The 24,234-nt window shown below is 61.1% G+C and carries 17 protein-coding genes; 12 read left to right on the top strand and 5 right to left on the bottom strand.

The features are described 5' to 3' along the window. Positions 1-102: 102 nt before the first annotated feature. Both NF676_RS17105 and xthA read right to left on the bottom strand, forming a co-directional pair. On the bottom strand, positions 103-1,437 hold the full coding sequence (locus tag NF676_RS17105; protein ID WP_056788840.1) for a substrate-binding domain-containing protein: 1,335 nt from the start codon (positions 1,435-1,437) through the stop codon (positions 103-105). Positions 1,438-1,616: 179 nt separating this feature from the next. Continuing rightward, complete coding sequence (xthA, locus tag NF676_RS17100; protein WP_041477104.1) at positions 1,617-2,429, bottom strand: exodeoxyribonuclease III; 813 nt, start codon at positions 2,427-2,429, stop codon at positions 1,617-1,619. 260 nt (positions 2,430-2,689) lie between these two features. Here xthA and NF676_RS17095 point away from each other — a divergent pair, with 260 nt between their 5' ends. The 7 genes from NF676_RS17095 (at position 2,690) to NF676_RS17065 (ending at position 13,984) form a co-directional block, all read left to right on the top strand. Next, positions 2,690-3,340: a GNAT family N-acetyltransferase gene (locus NF676_RS17095; RefSeq protein ID WP_041477100.1), complete on the top strand. Its 651-nt coding sequence runs from the start codon at positions 2,690-2,692 to the stop codon at positions 3,338-3,340. Between the two features lie 66 nt (positions 3,341-3,406). After that, positions 3,407-5,134, top strand: coding sequence for an autotransporter assembly complex protein TamA (locus NF676_RS17090; RefSeq protein ID WP_095182082.1), 1,728 nt, complete (start codon positions 3,407-3,409; stop codon positions 5,132-5,134). Next, entirely contained in the window at positions 5,131-8,805 is a 3,675-nt protein-coding gene (locus NF676_RS17085) for a translocation/assembly module TamB domain-containing protein (RefSeq protein ID WP_252886436.1), read from the top strand. Before NF676_RS17090 ends, NF676_RS17085 begins: the two co-directional genes overlap by 4 nt. A gap of 251 nt (positions 8,806-9,056) precedes the next feature. Further along, positions 9,057-9,539: a MarR family winged helix-turn-helix transcriptional regulator gene (locus NF676_RS17080; RefSeq protein ID WP_024013429.1), complete on the top strand. Its 483-nt coding sequence runs from the start codon at positions 9,057-9,059 to the stop codon at positions 9,537-9,539. Next, a complete protein-coding gene (locus tag NF676_RS17075) occupies positions 9,529-10,998 on the top strand; it encodes an efflux transporter outer membrane subunit (protein WP_252886435.1) in 1,470 nt (489 codons plus the stop codon). The genes NF676_RS17080 and NF676_RS17075 overlap by 11 nt, the downstream gene beginning before the upstream one ends. 15 nt (positions 10,999-11,013) lie before the next feature. Beyond that, complete coding sequence (locus NF676_RS17070; RefSeq protein ID WP_016775298.1) at positions 11,014-12,216, top strand: HlyD family secretion protein; 1,203 nt, start codon at positions 11,014-11,016, stop codon at positions 12,214-12,216. A 238-nt stretch (positions 12,217-12,454) separates the two neighbouring features. Next, on the top strand, positions 12,455-13,984 hold the full coding sequence (locus NF676_RS17065) for a DHA2 family efflux MFS transporter permease subunit (protein WP_252886434.1): 1,530 nt from the start codon (positions 12,455-12,457) through the stop codon (positions 13,982-13,984). A 179-nt stretch (positions 13,985-14,163) separates the two neighbouring features. Here NF676_RS17065 and lpxH read toward each other — a convergent pair whose 3' ends face one another. Both lpxH and NF676_RS17055 read right to left on the bottom strand, forming a co-directional pair. Next, positions 14,164-14,910 carry a UDP-2,3-diacylglucosamine diphosphatase gene (lpxH, locus tag NF676_RS17060; protein WP_056788853.1) on the bottom strand — a complete coding sequence of 249 codons (747 nt, stop codon included), beginning with the start codon at positions 14,908-14,910 and terminating at the stop codon, positions 14,164-14,166. Continuing rightward, a complete protein-coding gene (locus NF676_RS17055; RefSeq protein WP_252886433.1) occupies positions 14,907-15,413 on the bottom strand; it encodes a peptidylprolyl isomerase in 507 nt (168 codons plus the stop codon). The genes lpxH and NF676_RS17055 overlap by 4 nt, the downstream gene beginning before the upstream one ends. 250 nt (positions 15,414-15,663) lie before the next feature. Between NF676_RS17055 and NF676_RS17050 the strand changes: the two genes are divergently transcribed. Both NF676_RS17050 and cysS read left to right on the top strand, forming a co-directional pair. Then, complete coding sequence (locus tag NF676_RS17050; RefSeq protein WP_252886432.1) at positions 15,664-17,361, top strand: glutamine--tRNA ligase/YqeY domain fusion protein; 1,698 nt, start codon at positions 15,664-15,666, stop codon at positions 17,359-17,361. An 18-nt stretch (positions 17,362-17,379) separates the two neighbouring features. After that, on the top strand, positions 17,380-18,762 hold the full coding sequence (gene cysS / locus NF676_RS17045; RefSeq protein WP_095182076.1) for a cysteine--tRNA ligase: 1,383 nt from the start codon (positions 17,380-17,382) through the stop codon (positions 18,760-18,762). Between the two features lie 181 nt (positions 18,763-18,943). Here the strand turns inward: cysS and NF676_RS17040 are convergent, their stop codons facing one another. Next, positions 18,944-20,779 (bottom strand): sigma-54-dependent Fis family transcriptional regulator, encoded by a 1,836-nt coding sequence (locus tag NF676_RS17040; protein ID WP_252876569.1) that lies wholly within the window; start codon positions 20,777-20,779, stop codon positions 18,944-18,946. Between the two features lie 384 nt (positions 20,780-21,163). On the opposite strand from NF676_RS17040, the gene NF676_RS17035 reads away from it, so the two are divergent. From NF676_RS17035 to NF676_RS17025, 3 genes are read left to right on the top strand one after another with little or no spacing between them, the layout of a single operon-like run. Continuing rightward, positions 21,164-22,258, top strand: coding sequence for an ABC transporter ATP-binding protein (locus tag NF676_RS17035; protein WP_122508090.1), 1,095 nt, complete (start codon positions 21,164-21,166; stop codon positions 22,256-22,258). Continuing rightward, positions 22,258-23,370 carry an ABC transporter ATP-binding protein gene (locus tag NF676_RS17030; RefSeq protein ID WP_252886431.1) on the top strand — a complete coding sequence of 371 codons (1,113 nt, stop codon included), beginning with the start codon at positions 22,258-22,260 and terminating at the stop codon, positions 23,368-23,370. The genes NF676_RS17035 and NF676_RS17030 overlap by 1 nt, the downstream gene beginning before the upstream one ends. After that, complete coding sequence (locus NF676_RS17025; protein ID WP_007912484.1) at positions 23,367-24,233, top strand: carbohydrate ABC transporter permease; 867 nt, start codon at positions 23,367-23,369, stop codon at positions 24,231-24,233. The genes NF676_RS17030 and NF676_RS17025 overlap by 4 nt, the downstream gene beginning before the upstream one ends. Position 24,234: the final 1 nt, after the last annotated feature.

The following is a 24,234-nucleotide window of genomic DNA, read 5'->3' as shown; positions in this document are numbered from 1 at the left end:
CGAGCAGGCTCGCTCCCACAAGATTTGTGCACGCCACAGATCCAATGTGGGAGCGAGCCTGCTCGCGAAAGGGCCTGTACACTCAGCACATCGACATCAGGATCAATACACCCAAACCTCAACCCGCCGATTCTTGATCCGCCCTTCATCCGCACTGTTGGTCGCCACCGGCATCAGCGCACCAAAGCCACGGACTTCGCGCATGACCACACCGTTTTTGACCAGCTCGCGCCGCACCGCCATCGCTCGCAGCTTCGACAGCAGATCGGCCCGCGCCGGGTCATCCTTCAAATCACCAAACCCCACCAGCGTCACCGCCCGTTCGGTCTTGCCATGGCGCTTTATATAGTCGAGCACCCGCGCCAGATCCTGCCGCGCCTTGTTGTCCAGACTGGCGCTGCCCTCGGCAAAACGGAAATTCACTGTCAGACGCTGGGCATGCCGGCTGAGGGATTGGTAACCCTCGGGCATCAGCGCATTCGGCGCCACGCTCATGGCTTGTACGGTCTGGCTGACAAAACCGCTGGCCGCGACGATCGCCTGACCCTCTGGGCTCTGGGCAAAGCTGGCCAACGCCTGCGCCCACTGATTCTGTGTGTCAGGCGGCAGATAAAAGAACAGGCGCCGCGACAGCGGATAGTCTTCGGTGGCGATCAGGCTGTTCAGCGGCAGCATCGCTTGCGACGCGCCGTCGGCAATCGCCACGGCTTTGGCTTGACGCACATAGGGCAAGCCGATGAAGCCGATACCTTGCGGATCGTTGCTGACTGCATCGGACAATTGCTCGCTGGATTCGAAACGTTTCGCCGCGCTGCTCAGACTTTTCCCACGCCGGCTCAGGACCAGTTCCTTGAAGGTGTCGTATGTTCCCGACTGATCATCCCGCGCATATAAATGAATGGCGCCGCCACGGCCACCGAGTTCTTCCCAGGTTTTCACTTCGCCGGCAAAAATCCGCGCCAGTTGCTCGGTGTTCAACTGCTGTAACGGATTGGAAGGGTTGAGGATGATCGCCAGACCGTCGATGGCGATGACTTGCTCGGCCGCCGGGCTTTTCAGATCGCCGAGGGTTTGCAGGGCAAGCAGTTCGCTGTCCTTGATCTCACGAGAAGAGGCGGCCAGATCGGCGCTGGCGTTTTTCAACGCAGCGAAACCGGTGCTGGAACCGTGAGCGGCAACTTCGATGATCACGCGTTGCCCTTGTGCGGTCTGGCCGACGATGCGTTGTTCGTTGGCGGTGTCCGGGGTTTCGCGGTGGATTTTCAGCAGGCCTTGTTGCTGCAACAGGCCTTCGACCAGCGCCGGACCCAGATCGGCACCGATGGTGTTGGAACCCTGAATGCGCAATGCCGGGCCGTTTTCGGGGATCGGCAGGGCGGCGGCGTAGATCGACAGCCAGCCACTCAACAGGAAAACGCAGAGAACACGCAGGGTCATGCCGGCACCGAATCAAGCCAAGGGGATTGCCGGGGAGATTAAGTCAGGCGCGTGACCGAAATATGACAGGGGATTACCTGTGGGAGCGAGCCTGCTCGCGAAGGCGCCGTGTCAGTCGAAAAATTCGTCGCTGATCCACCGCATTCGCGAGCAGGCTCGCTCCCACAATGAAAATTCCCTCAGGCCAGCTCAAGCCAGATCGGCGCATGGTCCGATGGCTTTTCCATGCCGCGCAGTTCGTAGTCCACGCCGGCATCCTTGACCCGTGGCAGCAGGCCATGGGACGCCAGAATTACATCGATGCGCAGGCCGCGTTTGGGCTCATCTTCAAAGCCACGGCTGCGGTAGTCGAACCAGCTGAACATGTCGCTCACGTCGGGATTGAGGTGACGGTAGCTGTCGGTCAGGCCCCAGTTTTTCAGGCGCGCCATCCACTCGCGTTCTTCCGGCAGGAAGCTGCATTTGCCGGTTTTCAGCCAGCGCTTCATGTTGTCCGGGCCGATGCCGATGTCGCAGTCTTCCGGGGAAATGTTCACATCGCCCATCACCACCAGCGGCTGTTCGTTGTGGAACTGGCTTTCCAGCAGCGCTTGCAGATCGCTGTAGAAACGCTCTTTGGCAGGGAATTTGGTTGGGTGATCGCGGCTTTCACCTTGTGGGAAATAGCCGTTCATGATCGTCACCGGCACGCCGTTGGCATCGGCAAAAGTGCCCCAGATAAAGCGCCGTTGCGCGTCTTCTTCATCGGTGGCGAAGCCTTTATGGATGGCGATCGGTTCGTTGCGCGAGAGCAGGGCGACCCCGTAATGACCTTTCTGGCCATGGAAGTGCACGTGGTAGCCGAGGGCGCGGATGTCTTCGAGGGGGAACTGGTCGTCGTGGACCTTGGTTTCCTGCAGGCCGATCACGTCGGGCTGATGTTTTTCGATCAGCGCTGCCAGCTGATGCGGACGGGCACGCAGTCCGTTGATGTTGAAGGAAACAATCTTCATGGTCGGCAGTCCTGGCAAAAGGGCGATGCTAGCTGACATGGGGGAGATGGGCCAGTGTGGGACAAATCATTTTGGCCTGTGGGATTTGTGATGCCCTATGCAGCGCCTCTGTGGGAGCGAGCCTGCTCGCGAAGAGGCCGGCGAGATCGATGAAGATCCCGACTTGGTCTATACCTGTCAGGGGAACCACCACATCCGCCCAAGGTTCGTACCAACAAGCGCGCCAGCCTCCGAGCGCGCCCCCGGGGAGAATCACTGCAATGCCTGAAACCCAGACCGCCGTTGCCGACATCCACATGCTCGACCGCGGCTATTCGCGCGAAGCCCGCTCGTTGCTGTATCAGGCCTATCGCCACGAGCCGACCTTCGGCTACCTGTTCGAAGCCGAACGTCCCGGCTATGAACAACGGGTGCGCGCGACGGTGCGCGAGTTGGTCAAACAGCATTTTCTCCAGGACCTGCCGGCGATCGGCCTGTTGGTCAACGATCGCTTGATCGGCATCGCCCTGATCGCACCGCCGCAACGGCGCCTGGGCGTTACCGAAAGCTGGGCATGGCGCTTGCGCATGGTGCTCAGCACCGGTTTTCGCTGCACCCGGCGTTATCTGGAATACCACGATGCCGTTGCTGCATGCGTGCCGGGTGACTCGGTGCACATGCTGCCGCTGCTCGGTGTGCATCCGCAGTTTCAAGGCAAGCATTACGGAGAACAATTGCTCACTGCCGTGCACAACTGGTGCGCCGTCGATGAAACATCGCAAGGCGTGGTGCTCGACACCGGCAACCCGCGCTACCTGGAATTCTATAAAAGGCAGGGTTATCAGGAGATCGGCGAGGTTGCCGTCGGGCCGGTGCGCGAACACGTATTTTTCCACGCCAATCCGCAGGTGTTACAAACAGCAACGGGATAACGATCGAACTTCTTCACAAATTACCTGTTCTATCAGGCTCCCGAGCCCGTGATAGCATCCGCGCCTATGAAGTTTCCACGAAGATTTACCAGCGGCGTGCTGATGCTGTTATCCAGCTGCGCGGCGCTGGCGCAAAGTGAATTGGATGTACGGATCAAGCCGTCCAACGATGAACTCAAGGCCAATATAGAAGGCTATATCGGCAGCCTCGGCGATCGCGACGAAGAAGCCTTGCTGCGTTTCAGTCGCGGCGCCGAAGAGCAGGCGCGCAAAGCGGCTCAGGCGCTGGGCTACTACCAGCCGCAGATCGACAGTGACATCAAGGGCGGAGAAAAACCGCGTCTGGTGTTGAACATCGATCCCGGCGAGCCGATTCGCCTGCGCAACGTCACCGTGCGCGTCGACGGCCCGGCGGCCTCGCTGAAATCCTTTCGCGTGCCGAAAAGCGACCTGCTCAAGTCCGGCGCCGTGCTCAACCATGGCCGTTACGAAGACGCCAAGCGCGTGATCCAGAATCAGGCCTCGCGCTTCGGTTACTTCAGCGGTCATTTCACCAGCCAGAAACTCATGGTCGATCCCCGCGCGGGCGTGGCCGACATCGAATTGATCTACGACAGCGGCCCGCGCTATGCGCTGGGCAAAGTCAGTTTCGAGGGCGACACGCCGTTCGACGAAGACCTGCTGCAACGCATGGTGCCGTTCAAGGCAGGCGAGCCTTACGATTCGGAACTGATCGCCGAACTCAATCGCGATCTGCAATCGAGCGGCTATTTCGAAGGCGTGCGCGTCGACGCGGCACCGACGGCAGCGCAGAACGATGTGATTCCGGTCGCCGTCAAACTCGACACGCGCAAGCCGCGCACCATGGGCCTGGGCCTCGGTTATTCGACCGACGTCGGGCCACGGATCAAGGCCAACTGGACGCGTCACTGGGTCAACCCGCAGGGCGACAGCTATGGCTGGGAGGCCGAGCTCTCGGCGCCCCGGCAGAACGTCGGGCTGTTCTACGACATCCCGCTCGACCCGCCATTGACCGACAAACTGCGCTGGGCCGGCGGCTATCAGTTCGAAGACATCGAAGGCTCCGACACCCTCAGCAAGCTGCTGACGTTCGGCCCGGAATGGCACAGCAAGTTGCCCAGCGGCTGGCAGCGGGTGATCTCGCTGAAATGGCAACGTGAAGAATACGAACTCGGCGACGACTCCGGCCTGAGCACGTTGCTCATGCCCGGCATCAGTTATTCCTATCTGAAAAGCGACAACCGCATCGACCCGCGTAACGGCTATCGCCTGAGCTTCGAAAGCAAAGTGGCCAAGGAAGGCCTCGGTTCGGACAACAACCTTCTATACGGCACCGCGCTGGTCAAGGGCCTGACCACGGTGTTCGACAGGCACCGCCTGCTCGGCCGCGTGCAGGTCGGCGGCAGCGCCACCAACGGCTACAACTCGATTCCGCCGTCGCTGCGCTTCTTTGCCGGTGGCGATCAGAGCGTGCGCGGTTACGACTATCAGAGCCTGTCGCCGAAAAACTCTGACGGCGACCGCATCGGTGGCCGCTACATGATTGCCGGCAGCGTCGAGTATCAGTATTCGATCGCCGAGAAATGGCGGGTCGCGACCTTCGTCGACCAAGGCAACTCTTTTAACAAACTCGAACTGCCCGACCTCAAGACCGGGGTCGGTGTAGGTGTGCGCTGGGTCTCGCCGGTCGGGCCGATCCGCCTTGACCTGGCCCATGCGCTGGACGACGACGGCGGCATCCGGCTGCACTTTTCCATGGGGCCTGAGCTGTGAAGCGTGGTGTGAAAATAACGGCGCTGACGCTGTTGGCGCTGGTCTTGTTGATCGTCTTGAGCCTGGCCGCACTGCTTGGCACGCAGGCCGGCAGTCGTTGGGCGCTGGGCCTTGTGCCCGGCTTGACCGTGGAGAATTTCCACGGTCGCCTCGCTGGGCAGTGGAGTGCCGATCACCTGGTGTGGCAGCAGGACACAAGCCGCGTCGAGCTGAACAAGGCAATCTTCGCCTGGTCGCCGCTGTGCCTGACGCGCATGACCTTGTGCATCGATCAGCTCAAGGCCGCTCAGGTGATCCTGCAATTCCCGCCGAGCGAAGAAACCACCGAGAGCGGCCCGATCAAACTGCCGGACCTGCAATTGCCGTTGGCCATCGAATTGGGCGACGTCGAGGTCGGCAGCCTGTTGTTCAACGGCAGCGAACAGCTCAAGGGCTTGCAACTGGCGGCGCACTGGACCGCACAAGGCCTGCAGATCGACAGCGTGAAATTGCAGCGCGACGAGCTCAGCCTGAACCTGTCCGGCCTGCTGCAACCGAGCGGCAACTGGCCGCTGACGATTCAGGGCGATTTGACTTTGCCTTCTCCCGGCAGCGAGCCGTGGACGCTGGCGCTGAAAGTCGACGGCGACCTGCTGAAAACCCTCAACCTGCACGCCGACAGCCGCGGCTACCTCGACGGCCAGTTGAACGGCGAGCTGCAAGCGCTGGCGGAAAACCTCCCGGCCAAGCTGCGCGTCACCAGCGATGCGTTCAAGCCGAGCGCCGATCTGCCGGACACGCTGCAATTCAATCAGCTTGTGCTCACCGGCGAAGGCGACCTGAAAAACGGTTATCAACTGCTCGGCAACGCATCGTTGCCCGCCCAGAAATCACCGGTGGCGCTGCTGCTCAAGGGCAAGGTTGACGCCAACGGCGCGCAGATTGCCGGGCTCGACCTCAACGCCAACGACAAGCAAAGCCTCAAGCTCACCGGCAACGTCGACTGGAGCAAAGGCCTCAGCGCTCAGGCCAATATCAACTGGCAAGACTTCCCGTGGCATCGGCTCTATCCGGAAATCGCCGAGCCGCAAGTCGCATTGCGTACTTTCACTGGCGAAGTGTCCTACACCGATGGTCAGTACCTCGGCAACTTCGACGCCGCGTTGGATGGCCCGGCCGGGGCGTTCACCTTGAGCAGTCCGTTCGGCGGCAGTCTGGAACAGATCGCTTTGCCGCAACTGGTCATGCAGGCCGGGCAGGGCAAGGCCGAAGGGCACGTCAATGTGCGCTTCGCCGACGGCATCGCCTGGGATACCGCGCTGGATCTGTCGGCGCTCAACCCGGCGTACTGGGTCGCGGAGCTGCCGGGCACGCTGGCCGGGCCGTTGAGGAGCAAAGGCGAGATGAAAAATGATCAGCTCAGCCTCAGCGCCGACCTCGACCTCAAAGGCAAGCTGCGCGGCCAACCGGCGATTTTGCAGGCCAAGGCTGACGGCGCGGGCGAGCGCTGGAACCTCAACGCCCTGCAGATCCGCCTCGGCGACAACAGCATCAATGGCAAGGGCAGCCTGCAGGACAAACTCGGCGGTCAGATCGACATCAAGCTGCCGCGTCTGGCCCAGCTGTGGCCGCAATTGCGCGGTCAGGTCAACGGTCAGGTCAACGTCGCCGGCACGCTGAAGGCGCCGCAGGGCAAGCTCGATCTGCAAGGTTCGCAACTGGCCTTCCAGGACAATCGCCTGCAAAGCCTCAACCTCGACGCCACGCTCGACAGCGCGCAACGAGCGAAGATCAATCTCAAAGGCAGCGGCATTCAGACCGGCGACACCTCGCTGGGCACCCTGACCGCCAGTGCTCAGGGCGATATCAAAAGCCAGAAACTCAATCTCGACCTGATCGGACCGAAGCTGAAACTGGCGCTGGGGCTGGACGGCAATCTGGACAAGGGCAACTGGCGCGGACGCTTGGCCAGTGGCGACATTCAGGCCGGTGGCCAGGACTGGAAGCTGCAAAGCCCGGCCAGACTGGAGCGCCTGGCGGACGGCCAGATCAATTTCGGCGCGCATTGCTGGCTGTCCGGCAATGCCAGCCTGTGTGGCGAAGATCAGCGCCTGATGCCCGAGCCTAAGCTGCGTTATCACCTCAAGCAATTCCCGATCGAAAGCCTTGCGCAATGGTTGCCCAAAGACTTCGCCTGGCAGGGCCGGCTCAACGCCGATCTGCAACTGGACCTGCCGGCGAGCGGCCCGAACGGCGTGGTCAGTGTCGACGCCAGCGGCGGCACCCTGCGCGTGCGCGACAAGGATCGCTGGCTGGATTTCCCCTACCAGACCCTCAAACTCAGCAGCAAGCTCACGCCCAAGCGGGTCGACACCGAGCTCAATTTTGTCGGCGGCAAACTCGGCGAATTGCTGGTGCAAGCGCAGCTCAATCCGCTGCCGAAAAACAAACCGCTGAGCGGCTCGTTCCGCCTCTCTGGCCTCGACCTGTCGGTGGCGCGGCCGTTCGTGCCGATGGTGGAAAAACTCACCGGCCGGCTCAACGGCAGCGGCACTATTTCCGGTGGCCTGCTCGCGCCGCTGGTCAACGGCACTGTGCAGCTCAGCGATGGCGAAGTGTCCGGTGCCGAACTGCCGATGGAGCTGCAGAATCTGCAACTGACTGCGGCGATCGCCGGCGAATCGATGCGCCTGGACGGCGGCTGGAACAGCGGCAAGACTGGCAAGGGCAGCCTCAACGGCAACGTCGCCTGGGGGCAGGCGCTGGTGGTCGATCTGGCGCTCAAGGGCACGCAATTGCCGGTCAGCGTCGAGCCCTACGCCAAACTGGAAATGGCCCCGGACCTGAAGATTTCCATGGCCGGCGATGAGCTGAAAGTTGCTGGCAAGGTGCTGGTGCCGAAAGGCGAAATCACCGTGCGCGAGCTTCCGCCATCGACGGTGAAAGTCTCCGACGACACGATCATCGTCGGCGCACAGACCGAAGAGGGCAAACCACCGATCGCGATGAAAATGGACATCGACGTGATCGTCGGCCAGGACAAGCTGAGCTTTGCCGGTTTCGGCCTGACCGCCAATCTGCAAGGTCAGGTGCACATCGGCGACAACATGGACACCCGTGGCGAGCTCTGGCTCAACGACGGCCGCTATCGCGCCTACGGCCAGCGCCTGACGGTGCGTCGCGCGCGTCTGTTGTTCGCCGGTCCCATCGACCAGCCATATCTGGACATCGAAGCGATCCGCCAGACCGACGACGTCATCGCCGGTATTCGCCTGAGCGGCAGCGCCGAACAGCCGACCACGCAGATCTTCTCCGAACCGGCGATGAGTCAGGAACAGGCGCTGTCGTACCTGGTGCTGGGCCGCCCGCTGAGCACCAATGGCGAAGACAACAACATGCTCGCGCAAGCCGCGCTGGGCCTGGGCCTGATGGGCAGCGCCGGGGTCACCAGTGGTCTGGCCAAGGATCTGGGCATCGAGGATTTCCAGCTCGACACCCAGGGCAGCGGCAACGACACCAGCGTCGTCGCCAGCGGCAACATCTCCGAAAAACTCAGCCTGCGCTACGGCGTCGGCGTCTTCGAACCGGCCAGCACCATCGCCTTGCGCTACAAGCTGAGCAAGAAGGTCTACGTCGAAGCGGCGAGCGGCGTGGCGAGTTCGCTGGATATTTTCTACAAGCGGGATTTCTAGAGCGCGTTCTCTCCAATGATCGTTCCCACGCTCTGCGTGGGAATGCCTCAAGGGACGCTCTGCGTCCCGGCTCTCAAAAAAAACGGACGCAGAGCGTCCCCGGCTGCATTCCCACGCGGAGCGTGGGAACGATCCCGCGTGGCCGGTCAGTGATTAATTACAAAGCCCCCTAACTATTGCGTTGACATTCGCTGCCTAAGCAGTAACATCTCGACATACATTCACTGCCTAGGCAGTTATCAGGTCGACCCATGAAGCATTTCACTCCGGAAGAATTCAAACATTGCCACCTCGGCCTGTTGCTCGGTCGTGCCGCGTTGCTCAAGGACCGGATCATCGATACCCACATGGAACCCCACGGCATCACCGCCGCGCAGTTCAAGGTGTTGATCATCATGGCCCAGTTCGGCGTCGACACCCCGGCCGAGCTGTGCCGCCATCTGTCGCTGGACAGCGGGTCGATGACGCGCATGCTCGATCGCCTCGAGCAGAAGGCTTTTCTGATTCGCCAGCGCAGCGAAGGCGACCGGCGTCAGGTGCAGTTGAAACTGACCGAGCAGGGCCAGCAACTGGCTGATCGCCTGCCGCACATCGGTGCCGATGCGATGAATGAACTGGCCGGCGCGATCTCCCGCGAAGAGCTGAAAACCCTGGAATACATCCTCAAGAAAATCCTGCTGGCCGCCGGTGACCCGATCACCATCCAGCGTCTAGGTGATCACAATGAGCGCTAACACTTTGCGCAGCAGTCTGACGCTGCTGTTGTCGGCGATGATCCTCGCCGGTTGCGCCAATTACAGCGGCCTCGACACTGAAGGCCAACGCCTCGACGCGAAGAGCCTGAAGACAGCGCAGTCTCTGGACGGCGTCACCCTGTCGCCAGCGGCGTGGCCGAAAAGCGATTGGTGGAGCAGCCTCGGTGATCCGCAGCTCGACGGCCTGATCCGCGAAGCCCTGCATGACAGCCCGGACATGCAGATCGCCGCAGCCCGCGCCCATCACGCCATTGCCGCCGCCTATGCCGCCGATGCCGAACGTTATCCGACCCTCGACGCCAGCGCCGGCATCAGCCGTTCGCGGCTGGCTCGTGACCAGGATCCGCGCGGGCAGGGCGGGGCTTACGCGACGGTGCGCAATGTCAGCGCCGGCTTCAATTACAACTTCGATTTGTGGGGCGGCCAGCGCGATGCCTGGGAAGCCGCACTCGGCGAGGCGCGCGCTGCTGAAGTCGACCGTCAGGCGGCGCAGTTGACACTTGCCGCTGACGTCGCCCGTGCGTACAGCGATCTCGGTCAGGCGCACATCGTTTACGACCTTGCCAGCGAAGACCTCAAGCGCACCCGGCAAATGCTCGACCTCAGTCAGCGCCGCTTGAGTTCGGGGATCGATAGCCAGTACCAGTTCCAGCAAACCCAGAGTCTGGAAGCCAGTTCTCAGGCCAGCCTGATCGACGCGGAAAAACGCCTGAACAGCGCGAAGATTGCCTTGGCGGTATTGCTCGGCAAAGGCCCGGATCGTGGCAACGAAATCGCTCGACCGAAAGTTCTGCAAGCCAGCGCCGTGGCGGTGCCCTCGGTGTTGCCAGCGGAACTGCTCGGCCGCCGCCCGGATCTGGTCGCGGCGCGCTGGCGGGTCGAGGCGGCGAGCAAAGACATCGATGCGGCGAAAACCCGCTTCTATCCCAACCTCAACCTGTCGGCCTCGGCCGGCGCCGAGTCGTTGCTGGGTGATGCGATGTTCGGTTCGGCCAGCCGTTTCTTCAACATCGCGCCGACCGTATCGCTGCCGATTTTCGATGGCGGCCGCCTGCGCGCCAACCTTGATGCCCGCGACGCCGATTACGATCTGGCGGTGGCGCAGTACAACAAGAGTCTGGTCAAAGCCCTGGGCGATGTCGGCGATACGATCAATCAGTTACGCGATATCGGCCGGCAGATCGGCGCGCAGCAACATGCCACCGACATCGCTCAGGATTCTTACAACACCGTCGTCCAGCGTTACGGTTCCGGCATCGGCAACTACCTGGACGTGCTCAGCATCGAGCAGCAATTGCTCCAGGCACAGCGTCAGCTGGCGACCCTCAATGCCGAGCAGATCGACCTGTCGATTCAACTGATGCAAGCGCTGGGCGGCGGCTTTCAGGGTGAAAACCTGAGCGCAGCCAACGCCAGCCCCGCCTCGTCGCACCCATAATTCAAGGTATTTGTCATGGCCACTGCCGAAAACACCCAAGCTCAAGACAACACCCCGGACACCGGCAACCCGCGCAAACGCAAGGTGATGCTGCTGGCCCTCGCCGTGGTCGTCCTGCTCGCCATTGCCGGCGTCTGGGCCTATCACGAGTTCATCGGGCGCTTTAACGAAAGCACCGACGATGCCTACGTCAATGGCAACGTCGTGGAGATCACGCCGCTGGTCACCGGCACCGTGGTCAGCATCGGCGCTGACGACGGTGATCTGGTCCAGGAAGGCCAGGTGCTGGTCAACTTCGACCCCAACGATGCCGAAGTCGGCCTGCAAAGTGCCAAGGCCAAACTGGCCCGCACCGTGCGTCAGGTGCGCGGTTTGTACAGCAACGTCGACGGCATGAAAGCGCAGGTCAACGCGCAGCAGGCCGAAGTGCAGAAAGCCCAGGACAACTACAACCGACGGAAAAATCTCGCCCAAGGCGGGGCGATTTCCCAGGAAGAGCTGTCCCACGCCCGCGACGACCTGACCTCGGCGCAGAACGCCTTGGCTAACGCCAAACAGCAACTGAAAACCACCAGCGCACTGGTCGACGACACCGTGGTCTCGTCCCATCCGGACGTAATGTCGGCGGCTGCCGATCTGCGTCAGGCCTACCTGACCAATGCGCGCAGCACCTTGATCGCGCCGGTCACCGGTTACGTCGCCAAGCGCACCGTGCAACTCGGTCAGCGCGTGCAGCCGGGCACCGCGTTGATGGCGGTGATTCCGCTGGATCAGCTGTGGATCGATGCCAACTTCAAGGAAACCCAACTGCGTGACATGCGCATCGGTCAGCCTGTCGATATCGAGGCCGATATTTATGGCAGCGACGTGAAATACAGCGGCACCGTCGACAGCCTCGGTGCCGGTACGGGTAGCGCGTTTGCTCTGCTGCCGGCACAGAACGCCACCGGTAACTGGATCAAGATTGTTCAGCGTGTGCCGGTGCGTATCCACATCAATGCCGAAGAGCTGGCCAAGCACCCGCTGCGTGTCGGTCTGTCGACCAATGTCGAGGTCAATCTGCACGACCAGAGCGGCCCGGTGCTGGCCCAGCAACCGCCGCAAAAGGCCTCGTTCAGCACCAACGTCTACGAGCGCCAACTGGCCGAAGCGGACGCGATGATTGCCCAGTTGATTCACGACAACAGCGCAGCAGCAGGCAAGACCGCGCAGCGCTGAGAGCACACCGGATCAGAAGTAGGCTCTGTGGTGAGCGGTTATCTGTGGCGAGGGGATTTATCTGTGGCGAGGGGATTTATCCCCGCTGGACTGCGCAGCAGGCCCGTTTTTCCTGAGCCAAAAGAGGGGCCGCTTCGCGACCCAGCGGGGATAAATCCCCTCGCCACAAGGGCCTGTTACCACAGGGCCTGCTGTGTTCATCAGACCGCAGCGACCATCAGGTTTCATAGGATTCACAATGAGCAATAACGCTTCTTTCACGCCGCCCAGCCTGTTGCTCAGCACCATCGGCCTGTCGCTGGCGACGTTCATGCAAGTGCTCGACACGACCATCGCCAACGTGGCGCTGCCGACGATTTCCGGCAACCTCGGGGTGAGTTCGGAGCAGGGCACCTGGGTCATCACTTCGTTTGCCGTGAGCAACGCGATTGCGCTGCCGCTGACCGGTTGGCTCAGCCGCCGCTTCGGTGAGGTGAAGCTGTTTCTGTGGGCGACGATGCTGTTTGTGCTGGCGTCGTTTCTCTGCGGTATCTCCACTTCGATGCCTGAGCTGATCGGCTTTCGTGTGCTGCAAGGCCTGGTGGCCGGGCCGCTGTACCCGATGACGCAGACCCTGTTGATCGCGGTGTATCCGCCGGCGAAACGCGGGATGGCCCTGGCATTGCTGGCGATGGTCACGGTGGTCGCGCCGATTGCCGGGCCGATTCTCGGCGGCTGGATCACCGACAGTTACAGCTGGCCGTGGATCTTCTTCATCAACGTACCGATCGGCATCTTTGCGGTGATGGTGGTGCGTTCGCAACTGGCGAAACGGCCGGTGGTGACCAGTCGCCAGCCGATGGATTACGTCGGCCTGATCACCCTGATCATTGGCGTCGGCGCGTTGCAGGTGATCCTCGACAAGGGCAATGACCTGGACTGGTTCGAATCGAACTTCATCATCGTCGGCGCGGCGATTTCCGTGGTCGCGCTGGCGGTGTTCGTGATCTGGGAAATGACCGACCGCCATCCGGTGGTCAACCTGCGCCTGTTCGCCCATCGCAACTTCCGCATCGGCACGCTGGTGCTGGTCTTGGGTTACGCCGGGTTCTTCGGCATCAACCTGATCCTGCCGCAGTGGCTGCAAACGCAAATGGGTTACACCGCGACTTGGGCGGGACTTGCCGTGGCGCCGATCGGGATTCTGCCGGTGTTGCTGTCGCCATTTGTCGGCAAATACGCGCACAAGTTCGACCTGCGTCTGCTCGCCGGCATTGCGTTTTTGGCGATTGGCCTGAGCTGCTTCATGCGTGCCGAGTTCACCAACGAGGTCGACTTCCAGCACATCGCTCTGGTGCAGTTGTTCATGGGTATCGGTGTGGCGCTGTTCTTCATGCCGACCCTGAGTATTCTGATGTCGGACTTGCCGCCGAGCCAGATCGCTGATGGCGCAGGCCTGGCGACGTTCCTGCGGACATTGGGCGGCAGCTTTGCGGCGTCGCTGACCACCTGGATCTGGATTCGCCGGGCCGATCAGCATCATGCGTATATGAGCGAAAGCATCAGCACGTTTGAGCCTGCCACCCGTGAGACCTTGAATCAGTTGGGTGGGGCGAGTCAGTCGGCGTATGCGCAGATGGAGCAGATCCTCACCAGCCAGGCGTACATGCTTTCGACCGTGGATTACTTCACGTTGCTAGGGTGGGGATTCATGGGGCTGATTTTGATTGTATGGCTGGCGAAACCGCCGTTTGCCGCCAAGGCCGGGCCGGCAGCTTCGGGGCACTAGAATCAAGAGCCCCTCACCCTAACCCTCTCCCGGAGGGAGAGGGGACTGACCGCGGTGCATGTTCGAGGTACATCGACTTGCGATACCGAGTCGAACTCAGGTTTTGAACTGCATGCGATCAGCTCCCTTTCCCCCTCGCCCCCCTGGGGGAGAGGGCTGGGGTGAGGGGGTAAAGCTCTTCAGCCGTGCGGCAATGCCAGCGGCGGGGCGAAATCGAACGGCGCCAAGGCATACCCGCTCTCATCCACCTGCAACGCCCAACCCTGACGATCCCAATCCCCCAGCACAATCCGCTTCGCCGCTTGTTCACCAAGCTGCAACTTGTGAATTGCCGGGCGATGGGTATGGCCGTGGATCAGGGTTTTCACGCCGAACTCCTGCATCACTCGCGGAATCTCTTCCGGGGTGACATCAACGATGTCATTGGCCTTCATCCGCGTCTGTGCGCGGCTTTCGCTGCGTAGCTTGCGCGCCAGTTTATGGCGGCTGCGCAGTGGCAGGTGACGGAGGATGAACAGGGTGATCGGATTACGCAGATAACGCCGCAGCTTCATATAGCCGACGTCGCGGGTACACAGGCTGTCGCCGTGCATCAGCAGCACCGGCTCGCCGTAGAACTGCACGACACTCGGATCCTTCAGCAAGGTGCAGCCGGCCTGTTTGCAGAAGGCCTTGCCGAGCATGAAGTCGCGATTGCCGTGCATCAGGAATATGGCTGTGCCGCTGTCGCTCAAATCGCGCAGGGCCTGGCAGATGGAACGCTGAAAGGGCGTCATGGCGTCGTCGCCAATCCACGCCTCGAAGAAGTCGCCGAGGATGTACAACGCACTCGCCGAGCGGGCGCGTCCGGCGAGCAAATCCAGAAACGCCCGGGTAATGTCCGGGCGCTCCTCTTCCAGATGCAAGTCTGAAATCAGCAATATCACGCTTCGATGATCTCGGCTTTCTCGATGATCACGTCGTCTGCGGGTACGTCCTGGTGGCCGGACTTGGAAGTGGTCGACACGCCTTTGATCTTGTCGACAACGTCGGTGCCGGCGGTGACTTTACCGAATACCGCGTAGCCCCAGCCCTGCACGTTCTTGCCGCTGTGGTTGAGGAAGGTGTTGTCGGCGACGTTGATGAAGAACTGCGCCGAAGCCGAATGCGGCTCCATGGTGCGGGCCATGGCGACGGTGTATTTGTCGTTGGAGAGACCGTTGTCCGCTTCGTTCTGGATGCTTGGACGCTTATCTTTCTTTTCTTTCATGCCAGGCTCGAAACCGCCGCCCTGGATCATGAAGTTACCGATGACGCGGTGGAATACGGTGTTGGTGTAGTGACCGGCGTTGACGTACTCGATGAAGTTGGCAACGGTGATCGGCGCCTTTTCAGCGTTCAGTTCGATGACGATGTCGCCATGGTTGGTGGTCAGTTTGACTTGAGTCATGATCGCTACTCTTCTGAGGAATTCGTGGTTCTGGGACATTGAGCCCCACAACCGGTTCAGCCTGCTTCGGCCAAGGTGCGCAGTTTAGCGTGACAGGCGCGAATTTCGAGGCGGTTTTTCATTTCCCGGCGATTAAATGCATGCCTTTATCGGGGCTGCTCTGTCAGGCCCTTGACAGCATCGGCTATGATAGCGGCTTTGTTTTGTCTGGCCCCTCTTTGCGGCCGCGCACCTGTACGTCAAGGATCCTATGAGCAAGCCCACTGTCGACCCTACCTCGAATGCCAAGTCCGGCCCTGCCGTGCCGGTCAACTTCCTGCGGCCGATCATCCAGGCAGACCTGGACTCGGGCAAGCACACCCAGATCGTGACTCGTTTCCCGCCGGAGCCTAACGGCTATCTGCACATCGGCCACGCCAAGTCGATCTGCGTCAACTTCGGCCTGGCCCAGGAGTTCGGTGGCGTCACGCACCTGCGTTTCGACGACACCAACCCGGCCAAGGAAGATCAGGAATACATCGACGCCATCGAAAGCGACGTCAAATGGCTGGGCTTCGAATGGTCCGGTGAAGTGCGCTACGCCTCGCAGTATTTCGACCAGTTGCACGACTGGGCCGTCGAGCTGATCAAGGCCGGCAAGGCCTACGTCGACGACCTGACCCCGGAGCAGGCCAAGGAATACCGTGGCAGCCTCACCGAGCCGGGCAAGAACAGCCCGTTCCGTGACCGTTCGGTTGAGGAAAACCTCGACCTGTTCGCGCGCATGAAGGTCGGTGAATTCCCGGACGGCGCGCGCGTGCTGCGGGCGAAGATCGACATGGCCTCGCCGAACATGAACCTGCGCGACCCGATCATGTATCGCATCCGCCACGCCCATCACCACCAGACCGGTGACAAGTGGTGCATCTACCCGAACTACGACTTCACCCACGGTCAGTCGGACGCCATCGAAGGCATCACGCATTCGATCTGCACCCTCGAGTTCGAAAGCCATCGCCCGCTGTACGAATGGTTCCTGGAGAACCTGCCGGTGCCGGCGAACCCGCGCCAGTACGAGTTCAGCCGTCTGAACCTGAACTACACGATCACCAGCAAGCGCAAGCTCAAGCAACTGGTTGACGAGAAGCACGTCAATGGCTGGGACGATCCGCGCATGTCCACGCTGTCGGGCTTCCGCCGCCGTGGCTACACGCCGAAATCGATCCGCAACTTCTGCGAAATGATCGGCACCAACCGTTCCGACGGTGTGGTTGATTTCGGCATGCTCGAATTCAGCATCCGTGACGACCTCGACCACAGCGCCCCGCGCGCCATGTGCGTGCTGCGTCCGCTGAAAGTGGTCATCACCAACTACCCGGAAGGCCAGGTCGAAAACCTCGAACTGCCACGCCACCCGAAAGAAGACATGGGCGTGCGCGCGCTGCCGTTCGCCCGGGAAATCTACATCGACCGTGAAGACTTCATGGAAGAGCCGCCGAAGGGCTACAAGCGCCTGGAACCGGCCGGTGAAGTGCGTCTGCGCGGCAGCTACGTGATCCGCGCCGACGAAGCGATCAAGGACGCCGACGGCAACATCGTCGAACTGCGTTGCTCGTACGACCCGGACACCCTCGGCAAGAACCCGGAAGGGCGCAAGGTCAAGGGCGTGATCCACTGGGTGCCGGCCGCCGCCAGCGTCGAGTGCGAAGTACGTCTGTACGATCGCCTGTTCCGTTCGCCGAACCCGGAAAAGGCCGAAGACAGCGCCAGCTTCCTCGACAACATCAACCCTGACTCGCTGCAAGTGCTGACCGGTTGTCGCGCTGAGCCATCGCTCGGCAACGCACAGCCGGAAGACCGTTTCCAGTTCGAGCGCGAAGGCTACTTCGTCGCGGATCTGAAGGACTCGAAACCCGGTCAGCCGGTATTCAACCGTACCGTGACCCTGCGTGATTCGTGGGGCCAGTGAGTGAGTCAAGGAACTAACGTGCTAACGATCTACAACACGCTCACCAAGAGCAAAGAAGTCTTCAAGCCGCTGGATGGCAACAAGGTGCGCATGTACGTCTGCGGGATGACCGTGTACGACTACTGCCACCTCGGCCACGGCCGCAGCATGGTTGCGTTCGACCTGGTGACGCGCTGGCTGCGCTTCAGCGGTTATGACCTGACCTACGTGCGCAACATCACCGACATCGACGACAAGATCATCAATCGCGCCCGCGAGAACGGTGAGTCGTTCGAAGCGCTGACCGAGCGCATGATCGCCGCGATGCACGAAGACGAAGCGCGCCTGAACATCCAGAAGCCGGACATGGAACCGCGCGCCACCGATCACATCGCTGGCATGCACGCGATGATCCAGACCCTGATCGACAAGGGCTACGCCTACGCGCCGGGCAATGGCGACGTGTACTATCGCGTCGCCAAGTTCATGGGCTACGGCAAGCTGTCGCGCAAGAAGATCGAAGATTTGCGCATCGGTGCGCGCATCGAGGTCGACGAGTCGAAACAAGACCCGCTCGACTTCGTCCTGTGGAAAGCCGCCAAGCCGGGCGAGCCGAGCTGGGAATCGCCATGGGGCGCCGGACGTCCGGGCTGGCACATCGAGTGCTCGGTGATGTCGACCTGCTGCCTCGGTGAGACTTTCGATATTCATGGCGGCGGCAGCGACCTGGAGTTCCCGCACCACGAAAACGAAATCGCCCAGAGCGAAGCGGCCACCGGCAAGACCTACGCCAACGCGTGGATGCATTGCGGGATGATTCGCATCAATGGCGAGAAGATGTCCAAGTCCTTGAACAACTTCTTCACCATCCGCGACGTGCTCGACAAGTACCACCCGGAAGTGGTGCGTTACCTGTTGGTCTCGAGCCACTACCGCAGCGCGATCAACTATTCGGAAGACAACCTCAAGGACGCCAAGGGCGCACTGGAGCGTTTCTACCATGCGCTGAAAGGCCTGCCGAGCGTGGCGCCGGCCGGTGGCGAGGCGTTCGTCGAGCGTTTCACCACGGTGATGAACGACGACTTCGGCACCCCTGAAGCGTGCGCTGTGCTGTTCGAGATGGTGCGCGAGATCAACCGTCTGCGCGAGAGCGATCTTGATGCAGCGGCGGGGCTGGCGGCACGTCTGAAGGAACTGGCGAGTGTGCTGGGCGTGTTGCAACTTGAGGCCGATGACTTCCTGCAGGCGGGCGCTGAGGGGCGGGTCGATGCGGCTGAGGTTGATGCGCTGATTGCGGCGCGTCTGGCGGCTCGGGCGAGTAAGGATTGGGCTGAGTCCGATCGTATCCGTGATCAGTTGACGGCGATGGGTGTCGTGCTGGAAGACGGCAAGGGTGGGACTACCTGGCGTCTGGCTGACTGAGGCCCAGAGCCCCTACCATGATCGTTCCCACGCTCTGCGTGGGAATGCCTCAACGGACGCTCCGCGTTCGGCTCTGTAGGGACGCGGAGCGTCCCGGGCTGCATTCCCACGCGGAGCGTGGGAACGATCGATCCCCTGTGGGAGCGAGCCTGCTCGCGAAGAGGCCCGTCCAGACAACTTGTCATTCAGCCTGCCGCAACCGCTTGTAAAGCGTATTCCGGCTAACCCCCAGCCGCCGCGCCAGATGCGAAATATTTCCCCCGGCCGCCTTCAACTCGCGATTCAACGCCTCAACATCATTCAAATCCAGCCCCAGCGGCGCAGCCGTCTCAACCGGCTCCATCTCCAGATCGACAAAAAAATCATCCGGCAAATGCTCCGGCCGTACCGGTTGCTCCTCGGCCATGGCCAACGCCACCTGCATCACGCTGCTGACCTGACGCAAATTCCCCGGCCACGGATGCTTTTCAAACAACTCCAGAACTTCAGGGCTCAGCCCCGCCCATTGCGTCGGCTCGCGATGCTGCTCCCACAGTCGTTTGAACAACGCTTGCTTGTCGCTGCGCTCGCGTAACGGCGGCAGCTCCAGCGTCAGCCCACCAATGCGGTAATACAAATCTTCGCGGAAGCGGCCCAGTTGCACCTGTTCGCGCAACGAACGGTTGGTCGCGGAAATGATCCGCAAATCAACCGGGAATAACTCGCTGCTGCCCACCGGCTGCACGCAACGCTCTTGCAACACTCGCAACAAACGCGCCTGGGTCGGCAGCGGCATGTCACCGATCTCATCGAGAAACAGCGTGCCTTTGTCGGCCTTGCGGATCAGGCCGATGCTGCCTTTCTGGTTGGCCCCGGTGAACGCGCCTTTCTCGTAACCGAACAACTCGGACTCGACCAGTTCAGCGGGGATCGCTGCACAGTTCACCGCGATGAATGCCTGTTTTTGCCGGGAGCTGGCCTGGTGCAAGGCTTTGACGAACACTTCCTTGCCGACGCCGGTTTCACCGTGGATCAACAACGGAATGTCTTTTTCCAGCAAGCGCTCGGCCTGGCGCACGGCCTTTTCCACGCGGCTGTCGCCGAAATGCAGCGTATTGAGACTGATCACGCTGGCTGGCGCAGGCTTGTCCTCGGCGACAAACACTCGCGCCTGCACCGGTGCCTGTTTCGGCCGTTTCAGCAAACACTGGAAACGGTTGCGTCCAGAGGTCTGCAGGGCAAACGGCAGACCCTCGGGCTGATTGATCAACTCCAGCAGCGACACCTTGAACAGGCTTTCAACGCTGACGCGCGACAAACGCACACCGAGCAAATTGTCGGCGCGGCGATTGGCCGACAGCACTTGACCGCTTTCATCGAAGATCAGCAACCCGGCCCACTGGCTGTCGAGGTTGTTCAACCCGGTGTTGAATGTCAGTTGAAAGTGCTGGCCATGGAACAGGTTGAGGATCAGCCGGTTTTCCACGGTCTGGCTCATCATCTTGACCATGCCGAGGGTGTGCGAGGGTGGCAGATAGCTGTCGCTGGAGACATCGAGCACGGCGATGACCTTGCGCTCGGCGTCGAAAATCGGCGCGGCGGAGCCGGTCATGAAGCGGTTGGCCTTGAGGAAGTGTTCATCGTGTTCGATGTGCACAGCCTGCTCACAGGCCAGTGCGGTGCCGATTGCATTGGTGCCGCTGCTGCGCTCCATCCAGCTCGCCCCGGCCTGAAAGCCCCGGGCCAGATTCGGTTCGATAAAGCGCTGCGTGCCCCACGAGGTCAGCACTTGGCCCTGATTGTCGGCGAGCATGATCAGGCAGTTGGAATTGCTGAGGATGTTTTCGTAGTAGGGCAGGACTTCCTGATGCGTGGTCTGCACCAGCGAATGATGGCTGTCGAGCAATCGTGCAATGCCGGCGGCGGGTAATTGATCGAAGGCCGGCGCGCTCTGGTGGTCGAGGCCGAACGCGCGGCAACGTTGCCAGGAGGTCTGGACGATCGCGTCGTGGGACAGCGGCGAAGCAGGTGCGGCCATGGGGGCGAGCCTCTGAGTGCAGCGATTTTATTATTGTTATGAGCCCGATCTTCAAAACTACACAAATCCCCATGTGGGAGCGAGCCTGCTCGCGAAAGCGTCGGTTCAGTCAATGGATTCATTGAATGACACACCGCTTTCGCGAGCAGGCTCGCTCCCACAGGGGATCCATTTTGCATTCAGGATTGGGCAAAAGCGTGCATAGAGTGTTGTTCACTATTGTTCATTGTCAATCACCCCGACTGTTCAAAAGTGTTCAGCTGTGAACGCCGCTTGCCCCCGTAAACACTGCTTCTCAAGACAAATCAACCACTTGCCATTTCTGGCACGAATGTCGCTCTGTTGCTCCGGTCGCTTGACTCCAAAAATAAAAAAGGCCGAGCCATGTCACTCACCCTGGAGCACGTCAGCCGTACCGTCGAGGGCCAGATCTGGATCGACGATGCGTGCCTGAAATTCGAACCCGGATCCTTCAACGTTCTGCTCGGGCGCACCCTGTCCGGCAAGACCAGCCTCATGCGCCTGATGGCCGGCCTCGACAAGCCCGACAGCGGCCGCGTGCTGATGAACGGTGTCGACGTCACCCAGCGCCCGGTGCGGCTGCGCAACGTGTCGATGGTCTATCAGCAGTTCATCAATTACCCGACCATGACGGTGTTCGAGAACATCGCCTCGCCACTGCGTCAGGCCGGTATTTCGAAAGAGATCATCCACAGCAAGGTGCAGGAAACCGCACGCATGCTGCGCATCGAGAAGTTCTTGCAGCGCTATCCGCTGGAGCTCTCCGGTGGGCAGCAACAGCGCACGGCCATGGCCCGCGCCCTGGTCAAGGATGCTGAACTGATCCTCTTCGACGAGCCGTTGGTCAACCTCGACTACAAGCTGCGCGAAGAGCTGCGTCAGGAAATGCGCGAGCTGTTCAAGGCGCGCCACACCATCGCCATTTACGCCACCACCGAACCCAACGAAGCGCTGGCGCTCGGCGGCACCACGACCATTCTTCACGAAGGCCGGGTGATTCAGAGTGGCCAGTCGACTTCGGTGTACCACCAGCCGCAAACCGTGTTGGCGGCGGAATTGTTCTCCGAACCACCGATCAACCTGATGCCGGGACGCATCGCCGGCAACGAAGTCAGCTTTGCCAACTTCGTCCACTTCCCGCTGAACGTCGATCTGCGCCCGGTAGGCGAGGGCGAGTTCCGCTTCGGCGTGCGCCCGAGTCATATCTCGCTGGTGCCGAGCAACGATGACGATCTCGAACTGGCCGTGACCGTCGAGGTCGCCGAAATCAGCGGCTCGGAAACCTTCCTGCATGTGCGCAACGAGCATTTCCTGCTGGTGCTGCACTTGCCGGGTGTTCATGAATACGACGTCGATGCGCCGATCCGCATCTATATCCCGACCCACAAACTGTTCGTTTTCGATGCGCAGGGCCGTCTGGTGCAAGCACCGGGCCGGCGTGTCGCGAGGGTTGCCTGATGGCCGAAATCCGTTTGCAGCACCTCGCCCACAGCTACAGCAAAACCCCGAGCGGCGCGGAGGATTATGCGATCCGCGAGATGGATCACGTCTGGGAGCAGGGCGGCGCCTATGCTTTGCTCGGCCCGTCCGGTTGCGGCAAGTCGACCTTGCTCAACATCATTTCCGGCCTGCTCAGCCCGTCCCAGGGCCACGTGTTGTTTGACGGCAAAGCGGTCAACGACCTCACGCCGGAGAAGCGCAACATCGCCCAGGTTTTCCAGTTTCCGGTGGTCTACGACACCATGACCGTGTTCGACAACCTCGCTTTCCCGCTGCGCAATCAGGGCATGGCCGAGGCGAAAGTGCACAGCAAGGTGCAGGAAATTGCCGAAGTGCTCGACCTGCAGAATCTGCTGAGCAAGAAGGCGCGCAATCTCACCGCCGACGAAAAGCAGAAAGTCTCCATGGGTCGTGGACTGGTGCGCGATGACGTCTCGGCAATCCTCTTCGATGAGCCGCTGACGGTGATCGACCCGCACTTGAAGTGGAAACTGCGGCGCAAGCTCAAGCAGATCCACGAGCAGTTCAACATCACCATGGTCTACGTCACCCACGATCAACTGGAAGCCTCGACCTTCGCTGACAAGATCGCGGTGATGTACGGCGGTCAGATCGTCCAGTTCGGTACACCACGGGAATTGTTCGAGCGGCCGAGCCACACCTTTGTCGGCTATTTCATCGGCAGCCCGGGGATGAATCTGATCGAGGTGCAGCCGCAGTCCGGTGGCGTCGGTTTCGCCTCGACGCACCTGCCGTTATCCGACGCCTTGCAGCGCCATATCGAGCACGGCCAGTGGAAAAATCTCAAGGTCGGCATCCGCCCCGAGTTCATTCATGTGTGGGACGAGCCGTTTGACGACGCGATGCAGGCCGAAGTCGTACACGTCGAAGACCTCGGCACCTACAAGATCATGACCCTCAACCTCGACGGCGTACCGTTGAAGGTGCGTCTGGCTGAAGACAAACCGGTGCCTCAGGGCACGGCTTACATCAGCTTCCCGGCGCAATGGCTGATGGTCTATGCCGACGAATTTCTCCTGGAAGTCAGCGACGAGGAGGCGCAGCCATGAACAAAGTGCAGAACAACAAGGCCTGGTGGCTGGTGTTGCCGGTGTTCCTGCTGGTGGCGTTCAGTGCGGTGATCCCGATGATGACCGTGGTCAACTATTCGGTGCAGGACATCTTCGACCAGTCCAGCCGCTACTTCGTTGGTGCCGACTGGTACAAGCAAGTGTTGCTCGATCCGCGTCTGCACGACTCGCTGCTGCGCCAGTTCATCTATTCGGCGTGCGTGCTGCTGATTGAAATTCCGCTGGGCATCGCCGTCGCGCTGACCATGCCGACCAAGGGCCGCTGGTCTTCGGTGGTGCTGATCATTCTGGCGATACCGCTGCTGATTCCGTGGAACGTGGTCGGCACCATTTGGCAGATCTTCGGCCGCGCCGACATCGGCCTGCTCGGTTCCAGCCTCAACGCGATGGGCATCAGCTACAACTACGCGGCCAACACCATGGACGCCTGGGTGACGGTGCTGGTGATGGACGTCTGGCATTGGACTTCTCTGGTCGCGCTGTTGTGTTTCTCCGGCCTGCGGGCGATTCCCGACGTCTATTACCAGGCCGCGCGGATCGATCGCGCCTCGGCCTGGGCAGTGTTCCGCCACATTCAATTGCCCAAACTGAAAAGCGTACTGCTGATCGCGGTGATGCTGCGTTTCATGGACAGTTTCATGATCTACACCGAGCCTTTCGTGCTCACCGGCGGCGGGCCGGGCAATGCCACGACCTTCTTGAGTCAGACGTTGACGCAGATGGCTGTAGGGCAATTCGACCTCGGTCCGGCAGCGGCGTTTTCGCTGGTGTACTTCCTGATCATCCTGTTGGTGTCCTGGCTGTTCTATACCGCCATGACGCACTCCGACGCCAACCGCTGAG

The sequence above is a fragment of the Pseudomonas siliginis genome (assembly GCF_024072275.1).
GTDB lineage: Bacteria > Pseudomonadota > Gammaproteobacteria > Pseudomonadales > Pseudomonadaceae > Aquipseudomonas > Aquipseudomonas siliginis.
The sequence above is the reverse complement of the archived record's forward strand: the minus strand, read 5'-3'. Positions and strand labels throughout refer to the sequence as shown.